Source organism: Parabacteroides sp. CT06, assembly GCF_002257605.1.
Classification (GTDB): Bacteria; Bacteroidota; Bacteroidia; order Bacteroidales; family Tannerellaceae; genus Parabacteroides; species Parabacteroides distasonis.
This window is the reverse complement of the sequence record NZ_CP022754.1, coordinates 3,544,298-3,568,065: the sequence shown is the minus strand read 5'-3', so window position 1 is coordinate 3,568,065 and position 23,768 is coordinate 3,544,298. Positions and strand designations below refer to the sequence as shown.

At 44.1% G+C, this 23,768-nt stretch carries 22 protein-coding genes; 11 read left to right on the top strand and 11 right to left on the bottom strand.

Going from position 1 to position 23,768, the window contains the following annotated elements:
• Positions 1 to 7: 7 nt before the first annotated feature.
• The 5 genes from CI960_RS15715 to CI960_RS15695 are packed head-to-tail and all read left to right on the top strand — an operon-like array spanning position 8 to position 4,650.
• Positions 8 to 493 (top strand): TIR domain-containing protein, encoded by a 486-nt coding sequence (locus CI960_RS15715; RefSeq protein ID WP_005864608.1) that lies wholly within the window; start codon positions 8 to 10, stop codon positions 491 to 493.
• Positions 441 to 1,136 (top strand): hypothetical protein, encoded by a 696-nt coding sequence (locus CI960_RS15710; RefSeq protein WP_309600819.1) that lies wholly within the window; start codon positions 441 to 443, stop codon positions 1,134 to 1,136. The genes CI960_RS15715 and CI960_RS15710 overlap by 53 nt, the downstream gene beginning before the upstream one ends.
• Positions 1,126 to 2,136, top strand: a complete 1,011-nt coding sequence (locus CI960_RS15705) for a nucleotide kinase domain-containing protein (RefSeq protein ID WP_005864614.1) — start codon at positions 1,126 to 1,128, stop codon at positions 2,134 to 2,136. Before CI960_RS15710 ends, CI960_RS15705 begins: the two co-directional genes overlap by 11 nt.
• On the top strand, positions 2,133 to 3,098 hold the full coding sequence (locus CI960_RS15700; RefSeq protein ID WP_094582474.1) for a radical SAM protein: 966 nt from the start codon (positions 2,133 to 2,135) through the stop codon (positions 3,096 to 3,098). The genes CI960_RS15705 and CI960_RS15700 overlap by 4 nt, the downstream gene beginning before the upstream one ends.
• Entirely contained in the window at positions 3,085 to 4,650 is a 1,566-nt protein-coding gene (locus CI960_RS15695; protein WP_005864617.1) for a hypothetical protein, read from the top strand. The genes CI960_RS15700 and CI960_RS15695 overlap by 14 nt, the downstream gene beginning before the upstream one ends.
• A 1,468-nt stretch (positions 4,651 to 6,118) precedes the next feature.
• On the opposite strand, the gene CI960_RS15685 is transcribed toward CI960_RS15695, so the two are convergent.
• From CI960_RS15685 to CI960_RS15660, 6 genes are all read right to left on the bottom strand, one after another.
• A complete protein-coding gene (locus CI960_RS15685) occupies positions 6,119 to 6,526 on the bottom strand; it encodes a helix-turn-helix domain-containing protein (RefSeq protein WP_005854563.1) in 408 nt (135 codons plus the stop codon).
• 155 nt (positions 6,527 to 6,681) lie between these two features.
• Positions 6,682 to 7,515, bottom strand: coding sequence for a DNA-formamidopyrimidine glycosylase family protein (locus CI960_RS15680; protein WP_005854565.1), 834 nt, complete (start codon positions 7,513 to 7,515; stop codon positions 6,682 to 6,684).
• 87 nt (positions 7,516 to 7,602) lie between these two features.
• Positions 7,603 to 8,592 carry a fimbrillin family protein gene (locus CI960_RS15675; RefSeq protein WP_005854567.1) on the bottom strand — a complete coding sequence of 330 codons (990 nt, stop codon included), beginning with the start codon at positions 8,590 to 8,592 and terminating at the stop codon, positions 7,603 to 7,605.
• 43 nt (positions 8,593 to 8,635) lie between these two features.
• Complete coding sequence (locus tag CI960_RS15670) at positions 8,636 to 9,100, bottom strand: nuclear transport factor 2 family protein (protein WP_005854569.1); 465 nt, start codon at positions 9,098 to 9,100, stop codon at positions 8,636 to 8,638.
• 83 nt (positions 9,101 to 9,183) lie between these two features.
• On the bottom strand, positions 9,184 to 10,062 hold the full coding sequence (locus tag CI960_RS15665; RefSeq protein WP_005854571.1) for an AraC family transcriptional regulator: 879 nt from the start codon (positions 10,060 to 10,062) through the stop codon (positions 9,184 to 9,186).
• A 13-nt stretch (positions 10,063 to 10,075) separates the two neighbouring features.
• Positions 10,076 to 11,245: an esterase gene (locus CI960_RS15660; RefSeq protein WP_005854573.1), complete on the bottom strand. Its 1,170-nt coding sequence runs from the start codon at positions 11,243 to 11,245 to the stop codon at positions 10,076 to 10,078.
• 347 nt (positions 11,246 to 11,592) lie between these two features.
• On the opposite strand from CI960_RS15660, the gene CI960_RS15655 reads away from it, so the two are divergent.
• Entirely contained in the window at positions 11,593 to 12,975 is a 1,383-nt protein-coding gene (locus CI960_RS15655; RefSeq protein ID WP_005854575.1) for an OmpP1/FadL family transporter, read from the top strand.
• A 212-nt stretch (positions 12,976 to 13,187) separates the two neighbouring features.
• On the opposite strand, the gene glgP is transcribed toward CI960_RS15655, so the two are convergent.
• Together glgP and CI960_RS15645 are read right to left on the bottom strand one after the other, a co-directional pair.
• Positions 13,188 to 15,758: an alpha-glucan family phosphorylase gene (glgP, locus tag CI960_RS15650; RefSeq protein WP_094582472.1), complete on the bottom strand. Its 2,571-nt coding sequence runs from the start codon at positions 15,756 to 15,758 to the stop codon at positions 13,188 to 13,190.
• A gap of 73 nt (positions 15,759 to 15,831) precedes the next feature.
• Positions 15,832 to 17,490, bottom strand: coding sequence for a glycosyltransferase (locus CI960_RS15645; RefSeq protein ID WP_005854587.1), 1,659 nt, complete (start codon positions 17,488 to 17,490; stop codon positions 15,832 to 15,834).
• A gap of 128 nt (positions 17,491 to 17,618) precedes the next feature.
• Here CI960_RS15645 and CI960_RS15640 point away from each other — a divergent pair, with 128 nt between their 5' ends.
• The 3 genes from CI960_RS15640 (at position 17,619) to CI960_RS15630 (ending at position 19,991) form a co-directional block, all read left to right on the top strand.
• Positions 17,619 to 17,909, top strand: a complete 291-nt coding sequence (locus CI960_RS15640) for a hypothetical protein (RefSeq protein ID WP_005854588.1) — start codon at positions 17,619 to 17,621, stop codon at positions 17,907 to 17,909.
• Positions 17,910 to 17,911: 2 nt separating this feature from the next.
• The gene (locus CI960_RS15635; protein ID WP_008773478.1) at positions 17,912 to 18,460 is read left to right on the top strand and encodes a 1-acyl-sn-glycerol-3-phosphate acyltransferase; all 549 of its coding nucleotides are present in this window, start codon (positions 17,912 to 17,914) and stop codon (positions 18,458 to 18,460) included.
• Between the two features lie 301 nt (positions 18,461 to 18,761).
• On the top strand, positions 18,762 to 19,991 hold the full coding sequence (locus tag CI960_RS15630; RefSeq protein ID WP_048928527.1) for a site-specific integrase: 1,230 nt from the start codon (positions 18,762 to 18,764) through the stop codon (positions 19,989 to 19,991).
• A gap of 80 nt (positions 19,992 to 20,071) precedes the next feature.
• Here CI960_RS15630 and CI960_RS15625 read toward each other — a convergent pair whose 3' ends face one another.
• Complete coding sequence (locus CI960_RS15625; RefSeq protein WP_048928528.1) at positions 20,072 to 20,383, bottom strand: helix-turn-helix domain-containing protein; 312 nt, start codon at positions 20,381 to 20,383, stop codon at positions 20,072 to 20,074.
• 3 nt (positions 20,384 to 20,386) lie between these two features.
• Entirely contained in the window at positions 20,387 to 20,554 is a 168-nt protein-coding gene (locus tag CI960_RS15620) for a helix-turn-helix domain-containing protein (protein WP_048928529.1), read from the bottom strand.
• A gap of 594 nt (positions 20,555 to 21,148) precedes the next feature.
• On the opposite strand from CI960_RS15620, the gene CI960_RS15615 reads away from it, so the two are divergent.
• Both CI960_RS15615 and CI960_RS23220 read left to right on the top strand, forming a co-directional pair.
• Positions 21,149 to 21,538, top strand: coding sequence for a deaminase (locus CI960_RS15615; protein ID WP_094582470.1), 390 nt, complete (start codon positions 21,149 to 21,151; stop codon positions 21,536 to 21,538).
• Positions 21,539 to 21,630: 92 nt separating this feature from the next.
• The gene (locus CI960_RS23220) at positions 21,631 to 21,789 is read left to right on the top strand and encodes a hypothetical protein (RefSeq protein ID WP_157395849.1); all 159 of its coding nucleotides are present in this window, start codon (positions 21,631 to 21,633) and stop codon (positions 21,787 to 21,789) included.
• A gap of 65 nt (positions 21,790 to 21,854) precedes the next feature.
• Here the strand turns inward: CI960_RS23220 and CI960_RS15610 are convergent, their stop codons facing one another.
• Positions 21,855 to 23,759, bottom strand: a complete 1,905-nt coding sequence (locus tag CI960_RS15610; protein WP_048928531.1) for a DNA topoisomerase — start codon at positions 23,757 to 23,759, stop codon at positions 21,855 to 21,857.
• Positions 23,760 to 23,768 lie beyond the last annotated feature (9 nt).

Here is a 23,768-nt window from a genome sequence, read left to right as displayed (position 1 = left end):
ATTATATATGGCAGAAAAGAAACATAATATTTTTATCAGTCACTACGGTGAGGACGAAAGACAATTGGACTCATTGAAGCAAAGGCTAAGAGATCATGGTTGTGATATACGCAACAGTTCGGTTGAAAAAAAGAAATATCGTCCATATAAAGTGACTAATGCCACAATAGCCCGATATCTTAGGATTTGTATCAGATGGGCTAAAACATTTATTGTAATGATAGGTGAACATACGCATAAACGCCCTTGGGTGAATTACGAAATACGTAATGCAGCAAGGCAGGGAAAAGTAATAATAGGAATATATGAGCATGGATGTAAAGATGATGTTGAACTACCAGAAGCGTTCAAGCGGTATGGAACAACTACACTTGGTTGGAATTCTGTTGATAAACTTATAGATGTTATTGAGGGAAGAATAGTTGTTTCAGAGAATCCTAATGGAAGTGCGAGTGGTCCAATCCAAAATATTATCAGAATTAAATGCAATTAATATGAACTGTTTCAGATATAAAATTGAACATGACTTTGGATTTGCCCCAAATCCATTTCATGGGACTCTTTCTTTGGCTACCTGTAAGGGTGACATTCGGAAAAACAAAAATCTACAATTGGGAGACTGGATTGTAGGACTAGGTAGTAAGTCTATGGGAAATCTACATCATATAGTATTCGCTATGAAAGTTGAGGAGAAGCTTACATTTGATCAGTATTGGAATGATGCACGCTTCTTGTGTAAGAAGCCGAATCTTAACGGTTCGCTGATTGAGATATATGGTGATAATGTGTATCATACGGATGAATCTACGGGTAAGGTGATTCAAGAGAATTGTGCCCACAGCAAGGATAACGGTATAGTGGATGAAGGGCATTATAAGAGAGATGTAGAAGGCCAATATGTTTTGCTGTCAAAAACTTTCTATTATTTTGGTGACCATGCTCCACTTATTCCGGAAGAGTTTAGCTATATACTGAATGATTCCCGGAATCTGAAATTCTGGGATTTGTACGGTGAGTCTCAGAAGATACAAAAGTTTGTAGATTGGTTAGCTTCCAATTACAAGTACGGTATTCATGGTGACCCATGTAACTGGAAAGAATACAATTTGCCTAAGATGGACATATATGAAGAGTAGCAAAGAAGTAACACCTAACGATGAAACCCTACGCTATTATTTCTATTTCGTTCAAGAACGTATGAATATGTTCTGGCGAAAGGTGGAAGGTAAATTCATTTATACGGAAGACCCTATACTTAGGATGTACAAGTTTACAAATGTGTATAGAGCTACAGACAGGGTCAGTCAATATCTCATCAAAAATGTAATATATAAGGATATTGAACAATATACACCAGAAGATGTATTATTAAGGATATTGGTTTTTAAGATATTCAACAAAATTGAAACCTGGGAGTTTCTTGAGAATCAGTTAAGTGAGCCAATATGTGTTAATAATTTCAATCCAAAGATTATTAGCGGATGGCTAACTAAGAGGCAGCGTAAGTATCCAATATTTAATAATGCATACATGATGACAGGTTCTCATCATCTTTATAACTATTTGCCAACGAAACATGAAAAGTGGCTTACAATGATAAAACAAGAGATTATAGATAGTGGGCTAATAGTAGATATTCTTAATGCTAAAACCATGGAGGATGTTTTTCGACTTCTACAAGGCTGTTCATTTTTGGGTAGTTTTCTTGCCTATCAATATACTATTGATATGAACTATAGTCCATACATCAATTTCTCTGAGAATGATTTTGTAAAAGCAGGAATAGGTGCAATTAGGGGAATAAAGAAATGTTTTTTATGCTATGGAAACAAATGTGAGGATGCCATATGGTATGTGAAAGAACATTTTAATGATTTGCAGAAAAGGTATGGATATACTTCATTCCATCCCTTGCTAGGACATGAGCCTACACTTATTGATTTGCAGAATTGTTTTTGTGAAACAGACAAGTATCTTAGAGCAAAAATGCCGGAATTAAGGATTGGTAATGTGCGAATTAAGCAAAAGTATATGCCTCATACAGATCCAATACAATTCTTTTTTCCTCCAAAATGGAATATTGTAGAGATGTATAAATATAAACCGATCGTGGTTCCAACTTTGTTTGACTTATGAAGTTAAAAGAAATAACAATTGAGATTACACAACAGTGCCCAAATTATTGTATACACTGTTCGTCGATGTCATCGCTCTCTAAAAATCATATGATGCCATTGGAAAAAGTCAAAGAGCTAATCGATGATGTAGATATTTTAGGATGCGAACAGATTAGCTTTTCTGGAGGAGAACCATTCCTACACAAAGACCTTGTAAAAATGGTAGCTTATGCATATAGAAAAGGGATGAGGGTAGCTGTTTATACAAGCGGAATATATAATGATAGCAAAGGATATTCCGCAATACCCATAAAGCATTTGATGGAGTTGCTGCCATATTCATGTAAAATAATCGTAAACTACGAAGCCAGTACTCCCGAAACATACGATACTATTATGGGTACCAAAGTTGAAGGCTGGAGGCTACTGCATGAAACGATACTCCATAGCGTCAGAATGGGACTGGAAATTGAAGCACATACAGTGCCGATGCCCATTAATTATAGGCAGATACCTGATATTATAATGCAATGTTCTGCTTTGGGAATAAAAAAGGTTAGCTTCTTGCGTTTGGTCTTTCAAGGAAGGGCAAAGGATAATGAAAGATTGACCTTGCTCTCTGAAGAACAGCAGAATGAAGCGAAAGCGATAATATACAAAATGCGTGAACAATTACCCAATCATATCAGGATTGGAATCCCCCTTTCTGACTGCTCAGGGAGTGTAAACTGCTTAGCCGGCACTACCAAACTTAACGTGCGGTATGACGGTAATGTATATCCATGTGAAGCATTCAAAGATGATGCGAATAATGAGAGTTTTACTCACACACCGCAAAATGTATATAATAATAGATTAATAGATATATACCAAAATAGTGCTTTTTTGGTAGAAGTAAGAAAAAGTCTTGAAGAGTATCATTCTGTTTGTAATAAAGAAAAATGTTTTAATCAATATCTAAGAAAATATGGCAAATACTGATTTTAGGCATCTGAATGCTTTACGGGGAACGTATGGCAATTTAGATGCGTGTGTAAATACTATTAGTACCCAAACAGGTGCAACAATTGAATATCCTTTAGATAAAGATATTAGAGAATTTCTTGAAAAAATACGCATTGCAGAGACGGATGAGGAATACAAGATATTTGAATATTCCAAAGATATAAAAGAGTTATGGGGAATCTTGATAAAGAAATCCTTAAAATGTCTACGCTATTTCGATTCTCGTGAACCTTTTCAGGAAAAGGCAAACAAGCATCCCCATGCATGTGGTGTTTCTGACCTTCAAAATTACTTTGAGAAATATTCTGAATTTGAAACTACATTGTACGGCAGTTCCAAATATTATCGGGATCATGTGATGCATGTATTCCGAGTTTGGCTCATTGGAGTAAACCTTCTATTAAAGGATGGATGCAAATACTTGAAAAAAATTGCAGTTGAATCTGGATATGATGTTAATGCTTACGAGAAACTGTCGATTTGGACACTAATATCTCTTACGCATGACCTAGGATATCCTTTGCAAAAAGCAATGGAGGTCATTGAAAGGACAAAAAGCATGATGTATTCTTTCGTCAGCAACCCTATGGTAACAATGGACTTATCCTTCAGTGGTGTACAAAGTTCCATGAACGATTTTGTCCTCCGTTTTATCGGTTCAAGAATGTGGGAAATAGATCCTGAATCAAGAAAAAAGATTGAATACACAAAGGATCTTTTTAGGGAAGAACAAGAACGATTAAGTGGTTTGGTTGGCGAGGATAGAGATAACTATCTAAAAAGGAAAAGATATGTAGCACGATTACAACCAAAATATTACTTTAAGCTTCAGAAATCATTAGAACATAGCCAACATGGAATATTGAGTTCACTGATCATTTATAAACACCTTCTGTATTTTCTGGAATCTGATTACAGTCTTAACGAGGATTATATGTTTGATCACGAAGATTCCAGACAATATTACATAAGAAGAGAAATTTTGCGAGCTATAGCATCGCATACATGTCATGACATATATCAGAATGATATGTTACGATTCTCTTTCTTGCTTATTCTATGTGATGATGCGCAAGAATGGGGTAGAAAAAGTATAACAGAACTATATACAAAGCCTAGTAATACATACACTTTCGAAAGTATTGAATGTGCATTAGATGGAAAATCTTTTGAATGCAAGTTTAAAGATAAATATCAGGTAAATAGCGAATCTGTCAAGCAAGTGTTAGATCGTTTCAAACGTCAATCTAAAACATACATTAACATCTTTAGGGACGGACAAGATACCGTTTCTCGAAATTTCAACTTTACCAGACAGGTTGAAATAGACGTAATAGGCGGGAATAATGTAAACTACTTGCTGAAATTAATGGTGACAACAGAAGAACAAACAAAAATTGTGATAACAAAGACAGATGGAGAGCCTTTAGAGAAGAAAGATATTATGCAACAACTTATTTCGGATATCTTCGATAAAGAGCATCTAATACTATCAGAGGATAATAAAACGTTGATATTGGTGTTATAACATTATTGTCAGTCCGAACTATCTGACAGGAAAGGCGGTAGTTCTATGCTTATACCCGCTGAGAGAACATGATGAGGTACCTACAGGATGGACATACGTATTGATAATAATCTAGCAGAAAATGTCATCCCCCTCACATTGGGCAGAAAGTACTACCTGCTCTACAGTTATTATTAGGCGACGGTTAACATGAGTGCATCTGTTCGTTATTGACTACGTGCATAAGCGCATAAAGTAACCTTATGTAGACACCTGAATGACGTAGTAAGAATGTCATATATGCAGAAGGTAACTTATGAGGAGCTGTTACAAATGCTGCCACACAGATGGAAGGACGCATACAATGGATGATGGAGATATAAATGATAGATGGGAAAACTTTCCGAGTCATGATATACTTAAATGATACAATTTTCAATAAAATTAGAATTAAATAATAAATCCAGAATGTTCTCTGAGATATATTGTTAAATATTTTACATGGTTTATGGTTGTATTATTCAAAACACCTATCTTTGTATTGTTGGAACAAGCTAAATTCCTATTGGAAAAACATAGAAGCTATATAGGTGCGAAATTGGGTGCTTTTTTTGAGAATATTTTATAACTTATTGAATATAAAAAGTGATTTTAAAATCCGTTAGTCCCGTCCGGACCGCTTTCAAAGAAAGCAAAATAAAGTAAAGCTCTGTAATTTAAAGATTACAGGGCTTTTTCTTTTTCCTCACTTATCAAGAATGACGGCTCACCTGCAAAACTCTATGTTTGTAAAACACTCGCAAAAGCAGGGGGCGGCAATCTGTTTTGCGGTAGGCTTCAATGATGTTGTAAGCGAAAATGCGATAACCTTGACGTTTTGTTTGAAAATTCGGGATTATGATGACGGGGCCTTTTTGCGAATAGAAGAAATAGGGAGTGTTTTATGGTCAAATTATCCATTTTATCCTGTTTTTTTGTATGAATATCTCTATTAGGAGACGGAAGTAATGGGATTAGGTAACGCGAAAGCCAGTGTTAGGCAACGCTACCGTATGTGTTTGGCGATACATACGGTAGGAATAGGGTACGCAACCTATAGAAATGGGCGACGCATCCGTATGAAAAGCACCTTTCTCCTGCATAAATAGGAGATAGGATGAATTAATCTCGCTAGAATGAAAGGGTATATTTAAGCAAAGTGCTATAATACAATTGATTGCTGATATTTTTTCTCGTATTTGGTAACAGCATGTACCTTTGCCCGGAAAAAACGATTCTCCGGGGCTTCAGATTACATATTGTCATATTGTCAATTTGAGCGTATTACTTATCTTTTGAGTCCCTACCGTTGTAGAGACATATGCTATATATCCCACTATCCTGATAGAATCTAAAAGTTTCCATTTCGAGGGGATGAGACGCAGCACGCTACGTCTCTACAACAAGGCGACAAATTATATATATTAGCTGCGATTTGCTGGGACAAATCTTACATCTTGTCCTTTACTATTTCCTTCAGTAATTCGATTACGCTGTCTTTCTCTTTTAGCATTCGCTCATATAAGGCGTTTTTCTCGTTGTATAGTTCGATAACTTTATCGATCGGATTGAATGTCGGATTATTAAATATTGAACCTGCTTTATCATATAAGGTGCTAGAGACAATATTAATAGACGCAGCGTTATCAAGTTCCGTAATGGCTTCCACCGGAATGTTCAAGGCTACGGCGATCTTATCCAAGATCTCCTGTTCCAGCGTCTCTTTTTTCTCATAGCCAGAGAGGGTCGCCTGCGATACTCCTATTTCTTCCGCAAGAACGTCTTGATTTACATTACGCCATTCTCTCCACCGGCGTATATTAGCCCCATGGTTACATTTCTTCGCTGTCGTTTGCATTGCTTAATTAGTATATAATATTCAATTAGACAAAAGTATGAATTTAATTTGGGTGATGCTTGTTTGATAGAGTAATATTTTATCTGGTGGAGATAAATATATTATGTATCATTGCGATAGGACGTATTCCGATCCCTGCTTATGCGGATCTATTATTAATTTACCGCACTAGGCTGGCAATGCGGGCAATAGTAAATGCTGCCTCCGAGGTAAGCCTCTTTCTGTATCCGTTCGCCACAGACGGGGCAAGGGTCATGGTAGGTGTTCTTCGATAGGATCGTGCGGTAATTGCCTAAGGCGCCGTATAGATCCTTCTCCGTATCCCGGCCTCCTCGGCAAGTCATCTCTTCCAGCGTGGATTTCACGGTGTTGAAGAGGCGGTCTGTATCCTCTTCTGATAAAGTCGATATTTTTCGTTTGGGGGAGATCCGGGCATTGAACAAGATATCTTGGCAGACTCCGTTCCCCAGACCCGGAATACGTTGCTCGGTGGCGAGTAACGCCTTTGCGGATATATCTTTCTTGAGATTCCGGATGAGACTGATAAAATAGGCTTTATCGAATCTCTCGTCCAACGGACATAGCTTATGGATGCTACCTTGGTAATAGGGATTGTCAAACTCGCCTTTGAAAGCGTAGATGGAACCATACATCGAAACCGTGAAAGCTAGGAACGAATCGTCCTCGAATACGATCATAAGCTGATATTTCTTCGGGGCCTTTTCCGCGGAGGTATAATAACGCATATTGGTTCCGTCTCCGATTAAGAGGTGGGTATCCGCGTCCATAAGGATGTCCACGAATGCGCCATAGCCTTGGGCGCCTAGGACCGTTCGTCCTACCAGCCTATTGGAGTATTCCGCCGGATCGCCATTATAGAACGTGAAACGGTGAGGACTGTTCGACTCGATAACATGCGCTATCCGTTTACCCTTTAGCGTTTCGCTAGCCTGTTTGCCAATGGTGGCGGATTCGGGAATCTCAATCATATTCGTATTGTTTTTAGAGGTGACGGGGTAAATATAGGCATATTTTCCGTACCAATATTCATTGATACGGAAAATAGGAACCGGACTTTAATTCTGGGTCGGATAAAGGGGCTTTCCTGTCTCGTCCACATCTGTCCAGTCTTTTACGTTGACACTGGCCAAAGTGACCGAATTACCGTTGATTACCGCTTTAAATAAATAAGAGTTTCCCGCTTTCAACTCGCCATCCGGAAGGGGCACTTGGGTGGTGTAGGTACGGGTGCTGTTTTCATTGTCGGCGGATATTTCCAACGTGAGAGTCATGGGAGCCGTATGTCTTATCGGCAACATGATATATTGGGCGGTTAATCCGTTTATCCCCATCTTATCCGCTTTCCCGAAAGCGGTAGCAGGAGTGATGACACCTGTACCCAGATCCATGGTAGCCCCAACCACGGGAGGAGTGATCATGGCGGAGACCAGTTGGTTGATCGTGATGCCTTCACCGCCGGTTAATTCTACTACGACTTGGGTAGCCACATGCCCATAAACAATCGGTATATTGATTTGGGAGCTATTAACATCCTGTTGTATGGCGCTCCACCAAAGATAATCGATACCGTTGAAGAGGGGTTCGGATACGCCACTTGTGAATGTCGGGGGGATCGTGGAGAAATTGTCGGATACGGCGTAGAAATTATAAGTGCCATTGGAGAGAAACATTTTATATCCGTCACTTCCTGTTAACACCCCGGGAGATGAGGTTATGTAAAGGCCTGACGCCTCGGGGCTTCCCTTGGTTCCTGCGCTGCTGTCGAAGACATAAACCCTGCTTTGTATCCCTTTATTCATGGGAGACATGGAACGTAATAGGTTCCGGCCCTCCACGGAGGCGTTGAAGGTCACCAACGTACTGTTTCCCGGGTCCTCGTTTCCCGAAGAGCCGTTCGGGGTTGTTCCATCCTCAAAAATAATCGTGTTCTTGTTGCATCCGGCGAGGAGTAACAGGAACATCGTGCTAAATGTAAGCGCATTTGCCGCTTTCAGTAAATTCCGTATCATATAATTTGTGTTTAGTGAATAGTCTATATAATACATTTTGCGAACCGTTTTGGTTCAGAAAGCGGCAAATGTTTTAACCTTAATCTAGCGGTTTCACGTAAGACCAGTGGGTTTGTATGATCTTCCACTGGTTGTCGGGGTTGCGTCTGTAAACCTCGGTGCAGTTCCATTTTATTACCTTGTCGTATAAGTAGCTATCAAGGTTGAAGGTGAGGACCGCTATGTTTTGCGTGACTTGTACGACCGGGCGGATCATGTCGAAATGATCCGCCGGAGGAAGTTGCATGCCTTTATAATAAGTGCGCAGTTGTTCCAATCCCTCTATTTTCGTCTCTAGGGAAGGATCGAAGTAAATCACGTCGGTGTCTGAAAGCTCTACGAATGCCATCGGGTCGGTTGAGGCTAGGGCCTCTTTTTCAAGGGAGATGATTATCTCCGGGATGTTCTCGTTTAATGTTTTGTTCTCCATATTCTTTTGTTGTGCGTTAGCGGATAACGTGCTTCCTAATATGAGAGCCGCTATCCATGATTTGTATTGTCTCATGATGCTTTATTTATTGATAGAGGCAAAATTAGACATACCGAATGGAGTTCGTATAATACGTATAAAGGAGGAAATAGTACTTTTTACGGTTTTGTATTCCTGCGATAGTTTAGCGGGGTCATGTTTGTTTGGGAACGAAATAGACGGATGAAATAGGATGGATCCTCGTAACCTAGAGCTTCCGTTATGGCGGATATAGGCAAGTCTGTATAAGTCAATAGCCGTTTACTCTCGATCAGTATTTTATTTAAGATATATTGTTTTGCGTTGATACCCGTAGCGTTTTTCACGATCTCATTCAGGTAGTTCGGGGTGATGCAAAGCTGATCGGCATAGCTCCGGATGGAATGATCTTGCTTGAAGGAATGGTTTACTAACTCGATAAATCGGTCTACATAGATGCTTTTAGATCGGGCGTTTGTGTCTGGGGGTAAAGCGTTCGAGTTAGAATATAACCTGTTGAGCAACATTAATGTCTCGTACAACAAGGCCCGGAGCAAGTGTTTGTCTTTCGACTGATAGTCCTTGATCTCTTTATCGATCTCCGAGATCAACTCGGAGATGCGGCCATAGGCTTTCTTGTCGAGACTGAGCTTGGAAGACCGTCTTTCCGTATGGAAATAAGAGAGGTTCCGGAGAAATGCCGGATCATTGAAAAAAGAGAGCAGGAACTCTTCCTCAAAGATAAGAGCGAATCCGTCTTGTATCGTTTTATCGTCCCATTTGCGTATTTCGCCGGGCCGGGTAAAGATAATATCTTGAGGCTTTACCCGGTTCGCTTGATGATCGATAAGGAATTCTCCCTCCCCGCTAGTAATCAATGTTATATCGTAATACGTCAATATATGTACGGGTTGTTCCTTGAGATACTTCTTGATCGTGTTCAAGGGAACGACGTCGATAAGTAGCTCATCGCCGTATTTGTGTTTATAGAAGTCGTATTGCGGTATATTATGATTCATCTGCTCATGTCTTTTATTTGAAAAGCATGGGAGCGAATTGGAGGAGATAAGCCCGCCAATTGGCCCAGATATGTCCTCGGGTGGATTCTACGTACTGGTATTTCATACCTAGGCTATCCATTCGCTGGCGGAATTGCTGGTTTGCGTCGTATAAGAAATCGGTCTTTCCGATACCGATCCAGAACAATTGATAACCGGATCTCTTGAGGTTCCCTAATTTCTCGTCGAGATTCGTGTACATCGGGCTATTCGGGTCTACACCATTGGCGCTGAGTCCGGCGGAGAAAAGTCCTATATAGTTAAAATAGTCCGGATAATTCAATGATATATATAATGTATGGAAACCACCCATCGAAAGTCCGGCTATGGCCCGGTGTCGCTTATCCGGGATCGTACGATAACGGTTATCGATGAAATGAATGATCTCGGTGAAACTCTTCTCATACGAGCCATCCTTATAACCGGTGAAGCTGTTGCTCATGGCCGGCTTGTAATTCAGGTTATCGGGCGTTTCGCCGGGAGCGGCCTGCTTGCTGGGATTACCGTTTGGCATAACGACAAGCATTGGCTGTATCTTGCCTTCGGCAATCAAGTTATCCATGATACGGGCGGTACGGCCAAGCTCCAGCCAAGCGTTCTCGTCGCCGCCACTGCCATGTAACAGGTACAGAACGGGATAAGACTGGATGTTCTTATCGTAAAAAGGAGGCGTATAAACGCTAAGTCTTCGTTCGCTCCCGAGGATGTCCGAGTGATACCAAGTGGTTGTAACATTGCCATGAGGTACGTCACGTACTTGATAATAATCCCCATTTCCCCCGTTGATATAGAACAGGCTGAACAAGGTGCCTACGTCACGGCAAGAGAATGGGTTGTTTGGGGCGATGTTATAAATACCATCAATATTTAAACGATAGGTGTACATTTCGGATGACAGTGGGGGAGTCGTATAGCTCCATATTCCGTTTTTCCCTTTCGTCATCTGGCCATTGCCCTCGTTGGCTTCCCAGTCTCCTTTTACGGACACGGACTTCGCCTTTGGGGCTTCTACATAGAAAGTGACGCTATTGTCTGGGTTGATCACGAGAGGTTCTACCTTATCGGTCTTGAATCCTACGTTCTGTTGGGCGAAAGCCATGGATAGAGGCAGTAAGAGAGCCGCGAGTAATGCTAGTCTTTTCATTTTATCTATACGGTTTAAAGAATTAAGTTATAGAGACAAATATACGATTTATTTCGGAAAAATAGAAGTTATACTTACTTGGCACTTGTAGTATATCTTTTTGGGTAAAGTAAGTATATCTTCTTTAGTACTTGCTGTATATATCCTTTTCTGATTAGGATGATTCTTTTTGATTATAACTAATACCTGATTTCACGTTACTACCTTTGCGGCTCTTCTATTGTTAATTAGTCTTATGTGTTTGCACAGTATTTGCTGTTTTGTGCGGCACATTTTTATTAAAAGTGTGCAGTGTTTGAAAAAAGTATTTATCTTTGCGACCGTTTTGTAATCAAGAAAAGTAAAACATGAAGAAAAAAGTAGTATTAGGTGCGGCATTGATGATGATGCCTTTGGTTTCTTTCGCTGGAGGATATTTGACGAATACGAATCAGCATGCAGCCTTTTTAAGGTCACTTTCGCGAGGTGCTGCAATTGATATAGACGGCGCTTTGTCAAACCCGGCGGGTCTTTCTTTTTTGCCGACAGACGGTTTCCGCATTGGTGTGAGTATCCAAAGTGCTTTCCAGACCCGGGATATCGATGCCTCTTTCAGTACATACAATGGTTTCGACCCAGTGAATAAGGTGCCGACAGTGAGCGACGTTCCCTATAAAAAGTATTACAAAGGAAAGGCAGCCGCTCCCGTGATTCCGAGTGTTTTTGCGGCTTACAAAAAAGGTGATTGGACGATCTCCGGTTTCTTTGCCATTACGGGTGGAGGTGGTAAGGCTTCGTTTGACGATGGCCTGCCAATGTTCGAATCGGCTGCTATGGCCGGTATCTTCAAGGAAAGTGTAGCGAAATATATAAAGACTGGCGGTCAAAGTCCCATCGTCACGCCGGATATGTATACTATTAACAGTGCGATGGACGGAAAACAGTATATTTATTCCCTACAACTTGGCCTATCATACAAGATCACGGATTGGCTTTCTGCCTTTGCCGGTGGCCGGATGAACTATTTCTCAGGAAACTATGACGGGTATCTGGATGCAAAATTAAAACAGAATTTTGGTGGAGCGGATTTAATGAACCTGGCTTTGGATTGCGACCAGACAGGTTGGGGGTTGACACCGGTTTTGGGTGTCGATGTCAAATATGGTAAATTCAATTTCGGAGCTAAATATGAGTTTAAGACGAACTTGAACATCGAAAACAATACCAAGAAGTTGGATTATCCCGACAGTGCGGAAGATTTGGTTGGCCCTTATAAGCATGGTGTAAATACGCCGAACGATATTCCTTCCATGCTTTCGGTGGCAGCTTCTTATCGGTTTTTGCCCATGTTGAAGGCTTCTGTTGAGTATCACTTCTTCGATGACAAGAAGGCGGGAATGGCCGGTGGAAAGCAGAAGGAACTGGAAAGAGGTACGAATGAGTATCTGTTTGGTATAGAGTGGGATGTTGTCAAGAGATTGACCATTAGCGGTGGCGCTCAAATTACAGATTATGGTTTGTCTGATAATTTCCAAAGTGATGTTAGTTTCTCCTGCGATTCTTATTCGCTGGGCTTTGGTGCTAAAGTGATGTTGAGCGAAAAAATGGCTTTGAACGTGGGATATATGTGGACAACTTACCACGATTATACCAAGAAGATGGATAACTACTGCGGCACGGGACTTCCTGGGCAGAATGTGTATAGCCGCACCAACAAGGTGTTCGGATTAAGTTTGGACTACGCTTTCTAAGCTTGAAAATATTCGTATCCTATTGAAAAAGGAAGCTGCTGTCGTGCGGCTTCCTTTTTTTGATTCATGGGTATTCACGGACTATATGAACCTATGCTTTACGGCTCATAACCATAGGTTTTAGTCGCTGTAAAGCATAGCTGGGTATGGCATAAAAAAAGAGGGTGCATGACGCACCCTCTTTCTTGATTATTTGTTTTACTTGTTGCCGATTATAACTGAATCCAACGTACATAAGCGAAGTCCATACGGTGAGGCAACTCCTTGTTTACAGGATATACACGGAAGCCCATCTTATGGTTACCAACCTCGGAAGGAGTGGTCGTTAACTTGAAGAATAACTTGGAGCCTTCTTCCTTCATCAACTCGAACTGAGCGGTATTGATTGGCGACAGCGTGTGTTTCTCCGGATCTTCCTTCATGACAACCATTTCAGCACCTAACATACCTTGTAGTTCATGACGGTCGATTACCAAATTGAAGTTGTATTCTTTTCCTACAACCGGGCCATTCACCGTCAAATCTTGGTCGCAAGTGAAAGATTCCACTTGGAAGCTATCCCAATGTTGCGCAACTTCCTCTTTCCAAGCAGCTAATTGCTTAGCGATCTCGTAGTTGTTAGCGGAAATATGAGCGGAACGAGTAGCCAATTTGTGATAGAAACGATCCTCATAATCGTCCAACATACGTTTCATCGTATAATCCGGAGCGATCTTGGCGATAGAGTTCTTGATATATTGGATCCAGTCCGGAGAGTAACCCTTGCTGTTCTTAGCGTAGTAAGTCGGGATGATCTCAGTTTCCAAGCAATGGTAGATCGTAGCCGCATCCAATTGGTCTTGGTATTGCTGGTTCTCATAAGTACGCTTGTCGGTCAATGCCCAACCTGCGCCTTCTACGTAACCCTCATACCACCAACCGTCAAGAACGGAGAAGTTCAATACACCGTTCATCTCGGCTTTCTCACCGGAAGTACCGGAAGCCTCTAACGGACGAGTCGGCGTGTTCAACCATACGTCTACACCAGAAATCAAACGACGGGCCAAACGCATATCGTAGTTCTCCAAGAAGATGATCTTTCCTAAGAACTCCGGACGGCGAGAGATCTCTACGATGTGTTTGATCAAACCTTGACCACCACCATCAGCTGGGTGAGCCTTACCGGTGAATACGAACTGAATCGGGAATTTCTCATTGTTAACGATCTTAGCCAAACGGTCTAAGTCCGTGAACAACAAGTGCGCACGCTTGTAAGTAGCGAAACGACGACCGAAACCAATCAACAAGGCATTCGGATTGATCTTCTCAAGGATGGAAACTACCTTAGAAGGATCACCTTGGTTCTTCAACCAGCTATCTTTATATTGAACACGGATGTAATCAATCAATTTATTCTTCAAGGTCATACGGAGATTCCAGATTTCCTCGTCGGATACATTCTGGATTCCTTCCCAACATTTGCGATTTGATTGATCCTCGAAAAGCTTCGTGCCTAATTTATCCGCATAGAATTTCTTCATCTCCGTAGCGGCCCAAGTCGGCATGTGTACACCGTTCGTTACATAACCAACGTGCAGTTCATCCGGGAAGTAACCTTTCCAAACCGGGGCGAACATACGCTGAGAAACCTTACCGTGCAACCAGCTTACGCCGTTAGCCTCTTGGCAAGTGTTCAAGGCGAATACGCTCATGGAGAATTTCTCGTTAGAGCCCGGGTTCTCACGTCCCATATCGATGAAGTCTTGCCAGCTAATACCTAACTTGCCGGGGAACTCACCCATATAACGTCCGAACAAACCCTCGTCAAAGTAATCGTGACCTGCAGGAACCGGAGTGTGTACCGTATAAAGGGCGGAAGCACGAACTACCTCCAACGCTTGGTTGAATGAAAGGCCGTCGTTCTGGATATAGTCTACCAAACGCTGAGCGTTGATCAAAGCGGCGTGTCCCTCGTTGCAGTGATAAATTTGTTTCTTGATACCTAACTTGTTCAGCATCATGATACCACCGATACCCAACAAATACTCTTGTTTCATACGGTTCTCCCAGTCGCCACCATATAATTGGTGCGTGATGGAACGATCCCATTCGCTGTTCTGAGGAATATCCGTATCCATTAAGTACAAAGGTACACGACCTACGCTAACTTTCCAGATATGAGCGTAAACGGTTCTGCCCGGATAAGGAACTTCCAATACCATTGGCTCTCCGTTCGACTGCAATACCTGAGTCAACGGCAGGGCGTTGAAATTTTGCGGCTCGTAATTGGCGATCTGCTGACCGTCCATGGACAAAGTCTGTGTGAAATATCCGTAACGATACAAGAAACCTACGGCACATAAATCGATATTGCTATCGCTGGCCTCTTTCAAGTAGTCACCGGCTAATACTCCCAGACCACCTGAGTAAATCTTTAATACATTGGTCAAACCGTACTCCATGCTGAAGTAGGCTACAGACGGTTGTGTCTTGTCGGGTTTTACATTGATATAAGCTTTGAAATCAGCGTATACCTTTTGGATTTCAGCCATTAACTCCTTATCTGCTAAGATCTCTTCCATACGTTTGTGTGAAAGGCTTTGTAATAGCTGTACAGGGTTACCTTCTGTGGATTTCCAAAGTTGTTTGTCGATCTTGCCAAATAGTTTAGCGCCTTCATGATTCCATACCCACCAAAGATTCGTAGCGATCTCATTAAGTGGTTCCAACTGTTGTGGAAGCTTGGAATGTGAGTAGACGTCCTTCCAAATAGGACTGTTTGCGTTATTCGCCTTAATTTTCATTATCGTGAAGTTTAAAGTGTTTGTCTAAAAACGAGTGCAAAGATAGCATTATCTTATTAATTATGAGCAATATTTAACTATTTCTTTCCTCGGCATGCCTCATGGCGATATCGAATGCGGTCAGATAATAGTCGATAAACTTGCTCCATTCAGCTTTTCGAGCGAGATCGAAACAACGCTGTTTGATTTCCTCGATGTCCGTAGCATCCTTTTGGCTGAGAGCCAGGATGGAGTTCATGATAGCGTCCGCTACCTCAAAATAATTGAAATCCGTACGATTAATAACCTCTACGCCTTCGCTAAGGTTATCTCCGGATACCGTTTTCTTCGCCCACATACCGAAACCGGCCAGATTGGTCGTGATCGTCGGTATACCGAAAGCGATACTTTCCAGCGGGGTATATCCCCACGGCTCGTAGTAGGAAGGATATACGGTAGCGTCCATCCCTATCAGCATATCATAATAGTTCTTATTGAAAATACCTCCTTTACCGTCCAAATAACAAGGAACGAATATGATTTTTAGTTTTTCGGATGCTGCGTTCGTGAAGCCGGCGTGGTTGATATAATTCAAGACCTTATCTTCTGGCATATTATGCAACCAGTGCGTAATGAAAGGGATTTGAAGCGGAGAGGTCGTCTTTATGTCCTGCTCGATCGCCTCTTTTAAATCCGCACGGGCAGCACGTACCCAAGCCGGTACCATGATAAAGGCGACGACCTCACGCTGCAGGCGTCCGGACGTACGTACACGGTTCATCGCCTCGATGAAGACATCGATACCTTTATTTCTGTATTCATAGCGGCCACTGGTGGAAACCAGCAAAGCGTTCGGGTCGATAGAGCAGCCCAATAATTTCTCTGCTACATTAATTAATGTACGACGTGCCTCCTTCCGCTTTTTAGCGTATTCCTTACCCTCGGGTACGAAGTTGGGCTCAAAGCCGTTCGGGGTAACGATATCCGGTGCCTTATCCAATAACTGTTTACATTCACGGGCCGTGATATCGCTTACGGTCGTGAAGCAATCCACGTAATGGGCGGCCTGCTTCTCTACGGAATGCTTGGCCTCCATGTTTAGCTCCTTAGCCATCTGATCGCCGTTGTAACCGTCCATATAAGCGTATAACGCTTTGTTGTTACCGGCGATAGAGCGTCCGATCGATGTGGCATGCGTCGTGAAAAGTGTCGCTATGGCAGGGATTTGCTTTTGAATGTAAAGCGCTCCCATCGCCAACATCCATTCGTTGAATAGGGCGGCGACTTTCTTGTTTTCCAGTTTGTAAAAGTGATAGAAACTCTCTATTACCTTACCGACCGCATATGCGAAGATACAAGACTCATCGTAATCGCCGTAGGCGTGGATGGAGTCAACTCGGAAATTTTCCCACATAGAATAGAAAAAGGCGTCTCGTTCACTGAAGTAGGATTTGAAATCTACCAGTATAACAGGGGGGATACCCGGTACGTTCCAGCGACCAACCTTAACTTTCAAGTGATCTACTGCCTCGGCGTGCTTTCTCCAATCCTCAAACAAAGATGCGTCTTCCGTAAAATCGGGAGCGGTTGTGTTTGCCCACACATCCGGACCGATGAATATTACTTTGTCGTTAAAAATTTGTTGAAGCGTATGAGCTTTAGTCGATAGTACGGTATAAATACCTCCCACTTTATTACAGACTTCCCAGCTGCTTTCAAAGAGAAACTCTGGCGTCTTTATCATTTCGTTCATATTTGATTTGTTTATAATCAATGATTTCACCGCTGCAAAGATAATTCATTTTATGTTTTTTCTTGGCCTTTCCTCGGTATTTAATAACATATGTTCTATATTTGTGGATAATTAAATATGAAATAATTATGGCTAAAAGAAGAATTTTAAAGAAAGAGATCAGCTACGTGGCTGGTGAATTGTTCACGGAAGCGCTGGTTTGCAAATTGTATATACCCGGAGTAAATCAAGAGAAAGCGGATGCTTTGATGGCTCGTATCCTAGATATGCAAGATAGTTATATCGTTCGTGCCGGACACCCCGACGGCAAGGATAACAAGGCTCTCGTACGGAATTATTATCGCAAATTAAGAGAGGACTTGCAAAACGAGGTTAACGCTATCGCCGACGAGATAGGAGAGTTGAGCAAGGACAAATAGGCATGAAGAAGGCAATTAGTAAGGCGATACTCCGTATGGCGGGGTGGAAGCTGGGCCCGGTGGATGGCGTGGATTTGCCGAAATGTATCGTATGTGTGGCTCCGCATACCAGTAACTGGGATTTTATCGTAGGGAAACTTTTTTATACCTCGATCGGGTGTAACGCCGGTTTCCTTATTAAGAAAGAGTGGTTCTTTTTCCCTTTTAATTTGCTGTTTAACTGGCTGGGAGGTGTTCCGGTGGATCGTGGTAAACGTACGTCGGTGACCGATCAGATGGTGGAACGTTTCAAGACCAGTGAGCGGTTTCAATTGGCCGTCACACCGGAAGGTACCCGGAAGCGGGCCAAGGACTGGAAAAAAGGATTCTATTTTATCGCTTTGAAAGCGAACGTGCCGATCGTGGTGGCTTATTTTGATTATGGAAAGAAAGAGGTGGGTACGAAGGGTGTTTTTTATCCGACAGGTGATGTGGATAAAGATATCCATACGATACGTGAGATGTATCGGGGAGTTACCGCTTGCCATCCTGAGAATTTCGTACAGGTATAGGAGTTTTATGGTGAAGAAATAAGAGTTTTACTATAGGGAAACTAAGTGTTTTTCCACAGTTTGCAAAGGTAGCGAAAACCAATTAACAATCAAATAGTTATTGATTTCTGTTTTTGGTTGTTGGTAGAGAAAGCGAGCATTATAGGGCATGTTTTGCTGCGACTTCCGTTACTTATCCGTTACCTTGCAAATACGGATATCCCAAGGGATATAAACGATTATTTTTCAATGCATTGCGTTACTTTTCATAACTTCGAAAAGCTCGATATTTATTAATTTTGTAACTAAAAGAAGTGAGTTTATGAGAAGTACATTTTCCGTGTTGTTTTACACCAAGAACCAATCGTTGAAAGACGGTAAGGTGCCCATTATGGGACGTATAACCATCAACAAGACCACCGCCTGCTTCAGTTGCAAGCGGGAAGTTTCACTGGCATTATGGGATGCCAAGGCCAAGAGGGCGAAGGGGAAATCCGACGAGGCCAGACGGCTGAACCAGGAGCTTGACAATATCAAGGCCCAAATCACAAGGCATTACCAGTATGTCTGTGACCATGACAGCCTGGTGACAGCTAAAAGTGTCTACAACCGCTATCTTGGCTTCGGAGACGATTATCACACCCTTATGGGATTGTTCAGGGAGCAACTTGTCTCCTACAAGGAAAAGATAGGCAAGGAAAAGGCGGCAAGCACCTATCGCGGGCTGGTGGCCGACTACAAGAATCTGTTGCTTTTCCTCAAAGAGAAGAGGCGCATCGAGGATATAGCCATCGCCGACCTTGACAAGAAGTTCATCGAGGACTATTATAACTGGATGCTCGGGACATGCGCCCTGGCGAATTCGACGGCTTTCTGCCGGGTCAACACCCTGAAATGGCTGATGTATACCGCCCAGGAAAGAGGCTGGATAAGGCTTCATCCGTTCATCGGTTTTGACTGCCTGCCCGAATACAAGCGGCGCTCTTTCCTCACCGAGGAGGACTTGCAAAGCATCATCCATGTCAAGTTGAAGTACAAGCGCCAGCGGGCCATCCGTGACATGTTCCTGTTCATGTGTTTTACAGGTTTGGCGTATGCGGATCTGAAAGAGATTACGTACAAGAATATCCATACGGATTCCGAGGGCGGTACATGGCTGATGGGAAACCGTATAAAAACCGGCGTGGCCTATGTGGTGAAGCTGCTTCCTATCGCCATCGAACTGGTCGAGAAGTACAGGGGTGACAATGAAAAGAAAAGTTCGCCTGACAAGGTGTTTCCCGTAGGCGAATACCAGGCCATGATATCCAGTCTGAGGGTCCTGACCAGAATATGCGGCTGCTCGACCGGGATAACCCCGCACATCGGACGCCACACTTTTGCCGTTCTGGCCATTTTAAAGGGGATGCCGTTGGAAACCTTGCAGAAGGTATTGGGGCACAAGTCCATTCTTTCCACCCAGATTTATGCTGAGCTGATCAATCCGAAAGTCGGGGAAGATACGGACAGGCTGTGCATGAAGATCGGTGACACATACCGGCTGGCCAACTAAGTCCCGGAACTTATATAAAAACTCCTTCAGCCTCGAATCCGGCCGAAGGAGTTTTTTTGTTCAGAATACGTGCCGTTTGTTTATCTGGCATATCGCCTGAAGTCCTTGTAGTTCTTTTTCAGTACCTTGTACAGTCCGCTTTCCGGGTATAGCAGCTTGCCTCCTGCGGCGGTAATGGAAGTGTACGGGATTGCCTTCTCGTCCCTGAGTGCCTGAAGCGTCCTTCTGGATACATGCAGTTTCTCGCAGACTTCCTCTCCCGTTAGATAATGCTCGTCGGCTATGCCCGGACGGATTCGAGCCGTCGCGTTTTCCAGTGCCCTTCCACATCTCTTGATCCATCCGGTGAGTTCCTTGAACTCCTCCGAATCCTTGGTAATGATTTCCGCCATCTGTTATTTTCTGTTTTTGATTAGTCCTTCTTCCAGGATTTGCTGTATGTCCGTCTCACGGTAAAAATATTTTCCGCCGATATGTGAGCAGGGAACCAGTCCCCTGTCACGGTAAGCCTGGAGACACCTCTTCGAGATTCCCAATGCCAGGCATACCTCCTGCGCGTCCATTCATTTGTCCGGAACAGGTGGAGCCATTTTCCGGGCGAGATCCTCCACTTGCACGGACAACGTGCTGAGCTGCCGCTTTAATTCCAGATAAGCGCTTGTTTCGATAATTGTCAGTTCCATATTCATTTTTTTAGTGATTTCGGGTGCAAGATAGTAAAGAAAGAGGGATGTTACTTTCCCGTGTCATGCATTGTCATGTATAGTCACTAATAGTCATATGCTTTTCTGGAAGCCCGTCGTGAAACACTATACCCTTTCCAATCCTTGACGGGAAGATTATCCGGACGATATTTCGTGATTTTTAGAATAATTCCTATATTTGGAACGAAAATATGAGTTTGGGAAAAGAAGGAGTATTTTTCCTTCTTTCTTGAGATATATAGACATAACGTTCGCAGAACATCCTCAAGACGGAATCTGGTAAATTCAAAGAATAAGGGATTTCTGTGTAAGGCTATGCTATGCATTGTCATAGCGTGGCTTGCACAGTTCTTATTCTGGGCTTACCAGAGCCTCGTCTTGACACTGTGCAAGTCCACGTTTTTTTTATGGATTTTGCCTGCGAAGTAGACGGTATCATTAAACATTCAGCTTATGGCCTTTCTCTCCCTTGACGGCTGCCTGTTGGAGCGGCAGTCCCTCTCCGCGTTGCAGGATTCTGCGGAGAAATACGGTATCACCCGGATCAGGAAGAAGGCGGTACGCCACCTTGAGGGACCGGTATCTTTCGTCTCACTCTCCCGATGGAAAGAGGAAGGGGATGGGATTGCCCTTGTCGAGGCCTGCCCTGACACACTCCCGCTTGTTGACAGCCTGCTCAGGTTCTGGATGGTGGACGAGATGGTGATCTATCTTATCCCGAGACTGCAGGGAGGTATCAGGCTGTTCGGAGACGCTCTTGCGCCTTCCGTCTGGAAATTGATTGGAAACAGACATTTCGATACGGGTGTCTGCCGTCTGGATTATTTACATACAGGATATTGAATGGAGATTGCGGCAGGAGCTACCTCATATCCGTACTCCAAGGCCCAGCCTGTTCATTTCCTTACGGACAACAGCTCCTTGAACTATCGGCAATGAACTTTTCCGTAAGCGGGCCGCTGGCATTTTCCGCTCCGTCACTTCGGGAAAGGAAACCCGACGTTCACTTGGTGGGAGCTACCGTCGGTACACATCAGGTGGTAACGCCCGAGACGGTTGTAATGATATACGGACTTTCCATACACCCCGATTAACGGAAAATCCCGGCCAGTCTCCGAAAAGAGCAGGCCGGGACATTTCCCTTACAGTATCGGTCCTGTTACAGCTCCCGCATGCTGTCCTTGAATGTAAGCTCCACCTTGTAATTCTCGTCCATTCTGAGCGACGCCTCATAGGGTTTTCCCGCCTTGGTGGTGAATTTCAGAAAGGGGGTAGCTTCCCCTACCATCAGCCGTGTCATCTCTTCGTCCGTCATCTCCCGTCCGTTGAACATGCGCGGAAGATGGAACGCGCAGTCGGGATCTCCGCATTTGGCCACCCTGTCGTAGAGTGTCACTTTGCCTGTCCCACATTTCGGGCAGGCGCACCTTGTCACGCCCGGGTTCCTGACCTGCAGGGCGAGCAGTTCCGACACGATCTTCCGTGCATACTCATGGACACCCTTCATGAACTTTCCGGCACTGAGCCTTCCTTCCTCGATTTCACGCAGCGCCTCTTCCCAGGCGGCCGTCATAGCCGCGTCGGCGATCAGCTTGTCTCCTACGATGCCGTATATCTCCAGCCCCTTCTTTGTCGGGATGAGACGGTTTCCGATACGCTCTACGTACCGTCGTGCCACCAGCAGGTCTATGATTCCTGCACGGGTGCCCGGTGTCCCGAGCCCGCACCTCTCCGTTGTTTTCTTTTTGTTTTCACCGTCCGCCGTGCCGCCGGCGTTTTCCATGGCAGCCAGCAGTCCGGCTTCCGTAAATGGTGGCAGCGGCTTTGTACTGTCTTCCAGTATCTCTGTTTCCAATACCGCCAGCGTCTCTCCCCGATGGAACTGCGGCAGGGATTTGCCTTCTTCCGCCATGTCCGGTCCGTTGTAAATGTCCCGCCATCCCGGATACTTCACCCATGAGGTTTCGGCTTCGAATTCCATTCCTCCGTAATCGGCCCTGACACGTATGACTTCCCTGACGCATCCTTCGGAAAATGCTTCCAGCATCCTCCCGGCAATCAGGGAGTAGATGTTCTGCTCGTCCGGGGAGAGTCCTTCGGGCATCTCTCCCGTGATGAGAAGGGCATGGTGTCCCGCCACGCTGTCCCCGTCCACCGCATGAGGGTTCAGTCCTTTCCCGAGCAGCCTTTCCGCGTGCCTTCCGAAGCGGGGATGCCCTTTAAGGGTGGCGACGAGCGTGGGTGCCTGCTTGAAGATGTCTTCCGGAATGTGGCGGCATCCGGTTCTCGGATATGAGACGCACCCTCTTTCGTAAAGTCTTTGGACGACAGCGAGTGTCTGTCCGGCTGTCATGCCCAGGCGTGTATTAGCTTCCCGCTGTAGGCCGGTCAGGTCATGTGGCAGAGGTGGCTCCTCCATGATCTCTTTCTTTTCCATGGCAAGGACCGTACAACGGCTTTCGCCCTCCAGTCCGACCCGGGCTTTTTCCGCATCCTCTTTCCTTTCATACCGGAGAGGACACGTGAAAAGCACTTTCTGCCCGTCCTTGCAGACATCGGTCTGCAGATGGTAACAGCTCACGGGCACAAAATCCCTGTTCTCAAGATAACGGCGGCAGACCAATGCCAGCGTGGGTGTCTGCACCCGTCCGAGCGAGTGGTTGCCCATGCCGGCGGCTATCCCCAGGGCGATGCTCGCGTTCACGCCCAGTATCCAGTCCGCTTCCCTGCGTGCCCTCGCCGCCTGGGCGAGGTTGTCGAAGTCGCTGTCCTCTCTCAGATTTTTGAAACCGTCCAGGATGGCCTTTTCCGTCAGGGAGGATATCCACAGGCGCAGGGCCGGTTTACGGTAACCGAGATAGTCCAGGAGATCCCGGCTGACCAGTTCTCCTCCACGCCCCGCGTCCGTGGCTATGACAAGCCCGTCGGCGTTTTCAAGCAACCCGCGGAGCACTTCCAGTTGCCGGGTGGCTACCGGGTCGGTGACATACCCCTCCTCCGTCCTGACTTGTCTGACAACGAGACGGAACGGGACCGGAATGAGGGGAAGCGCCTGCCGTTCCACACGGGCGGG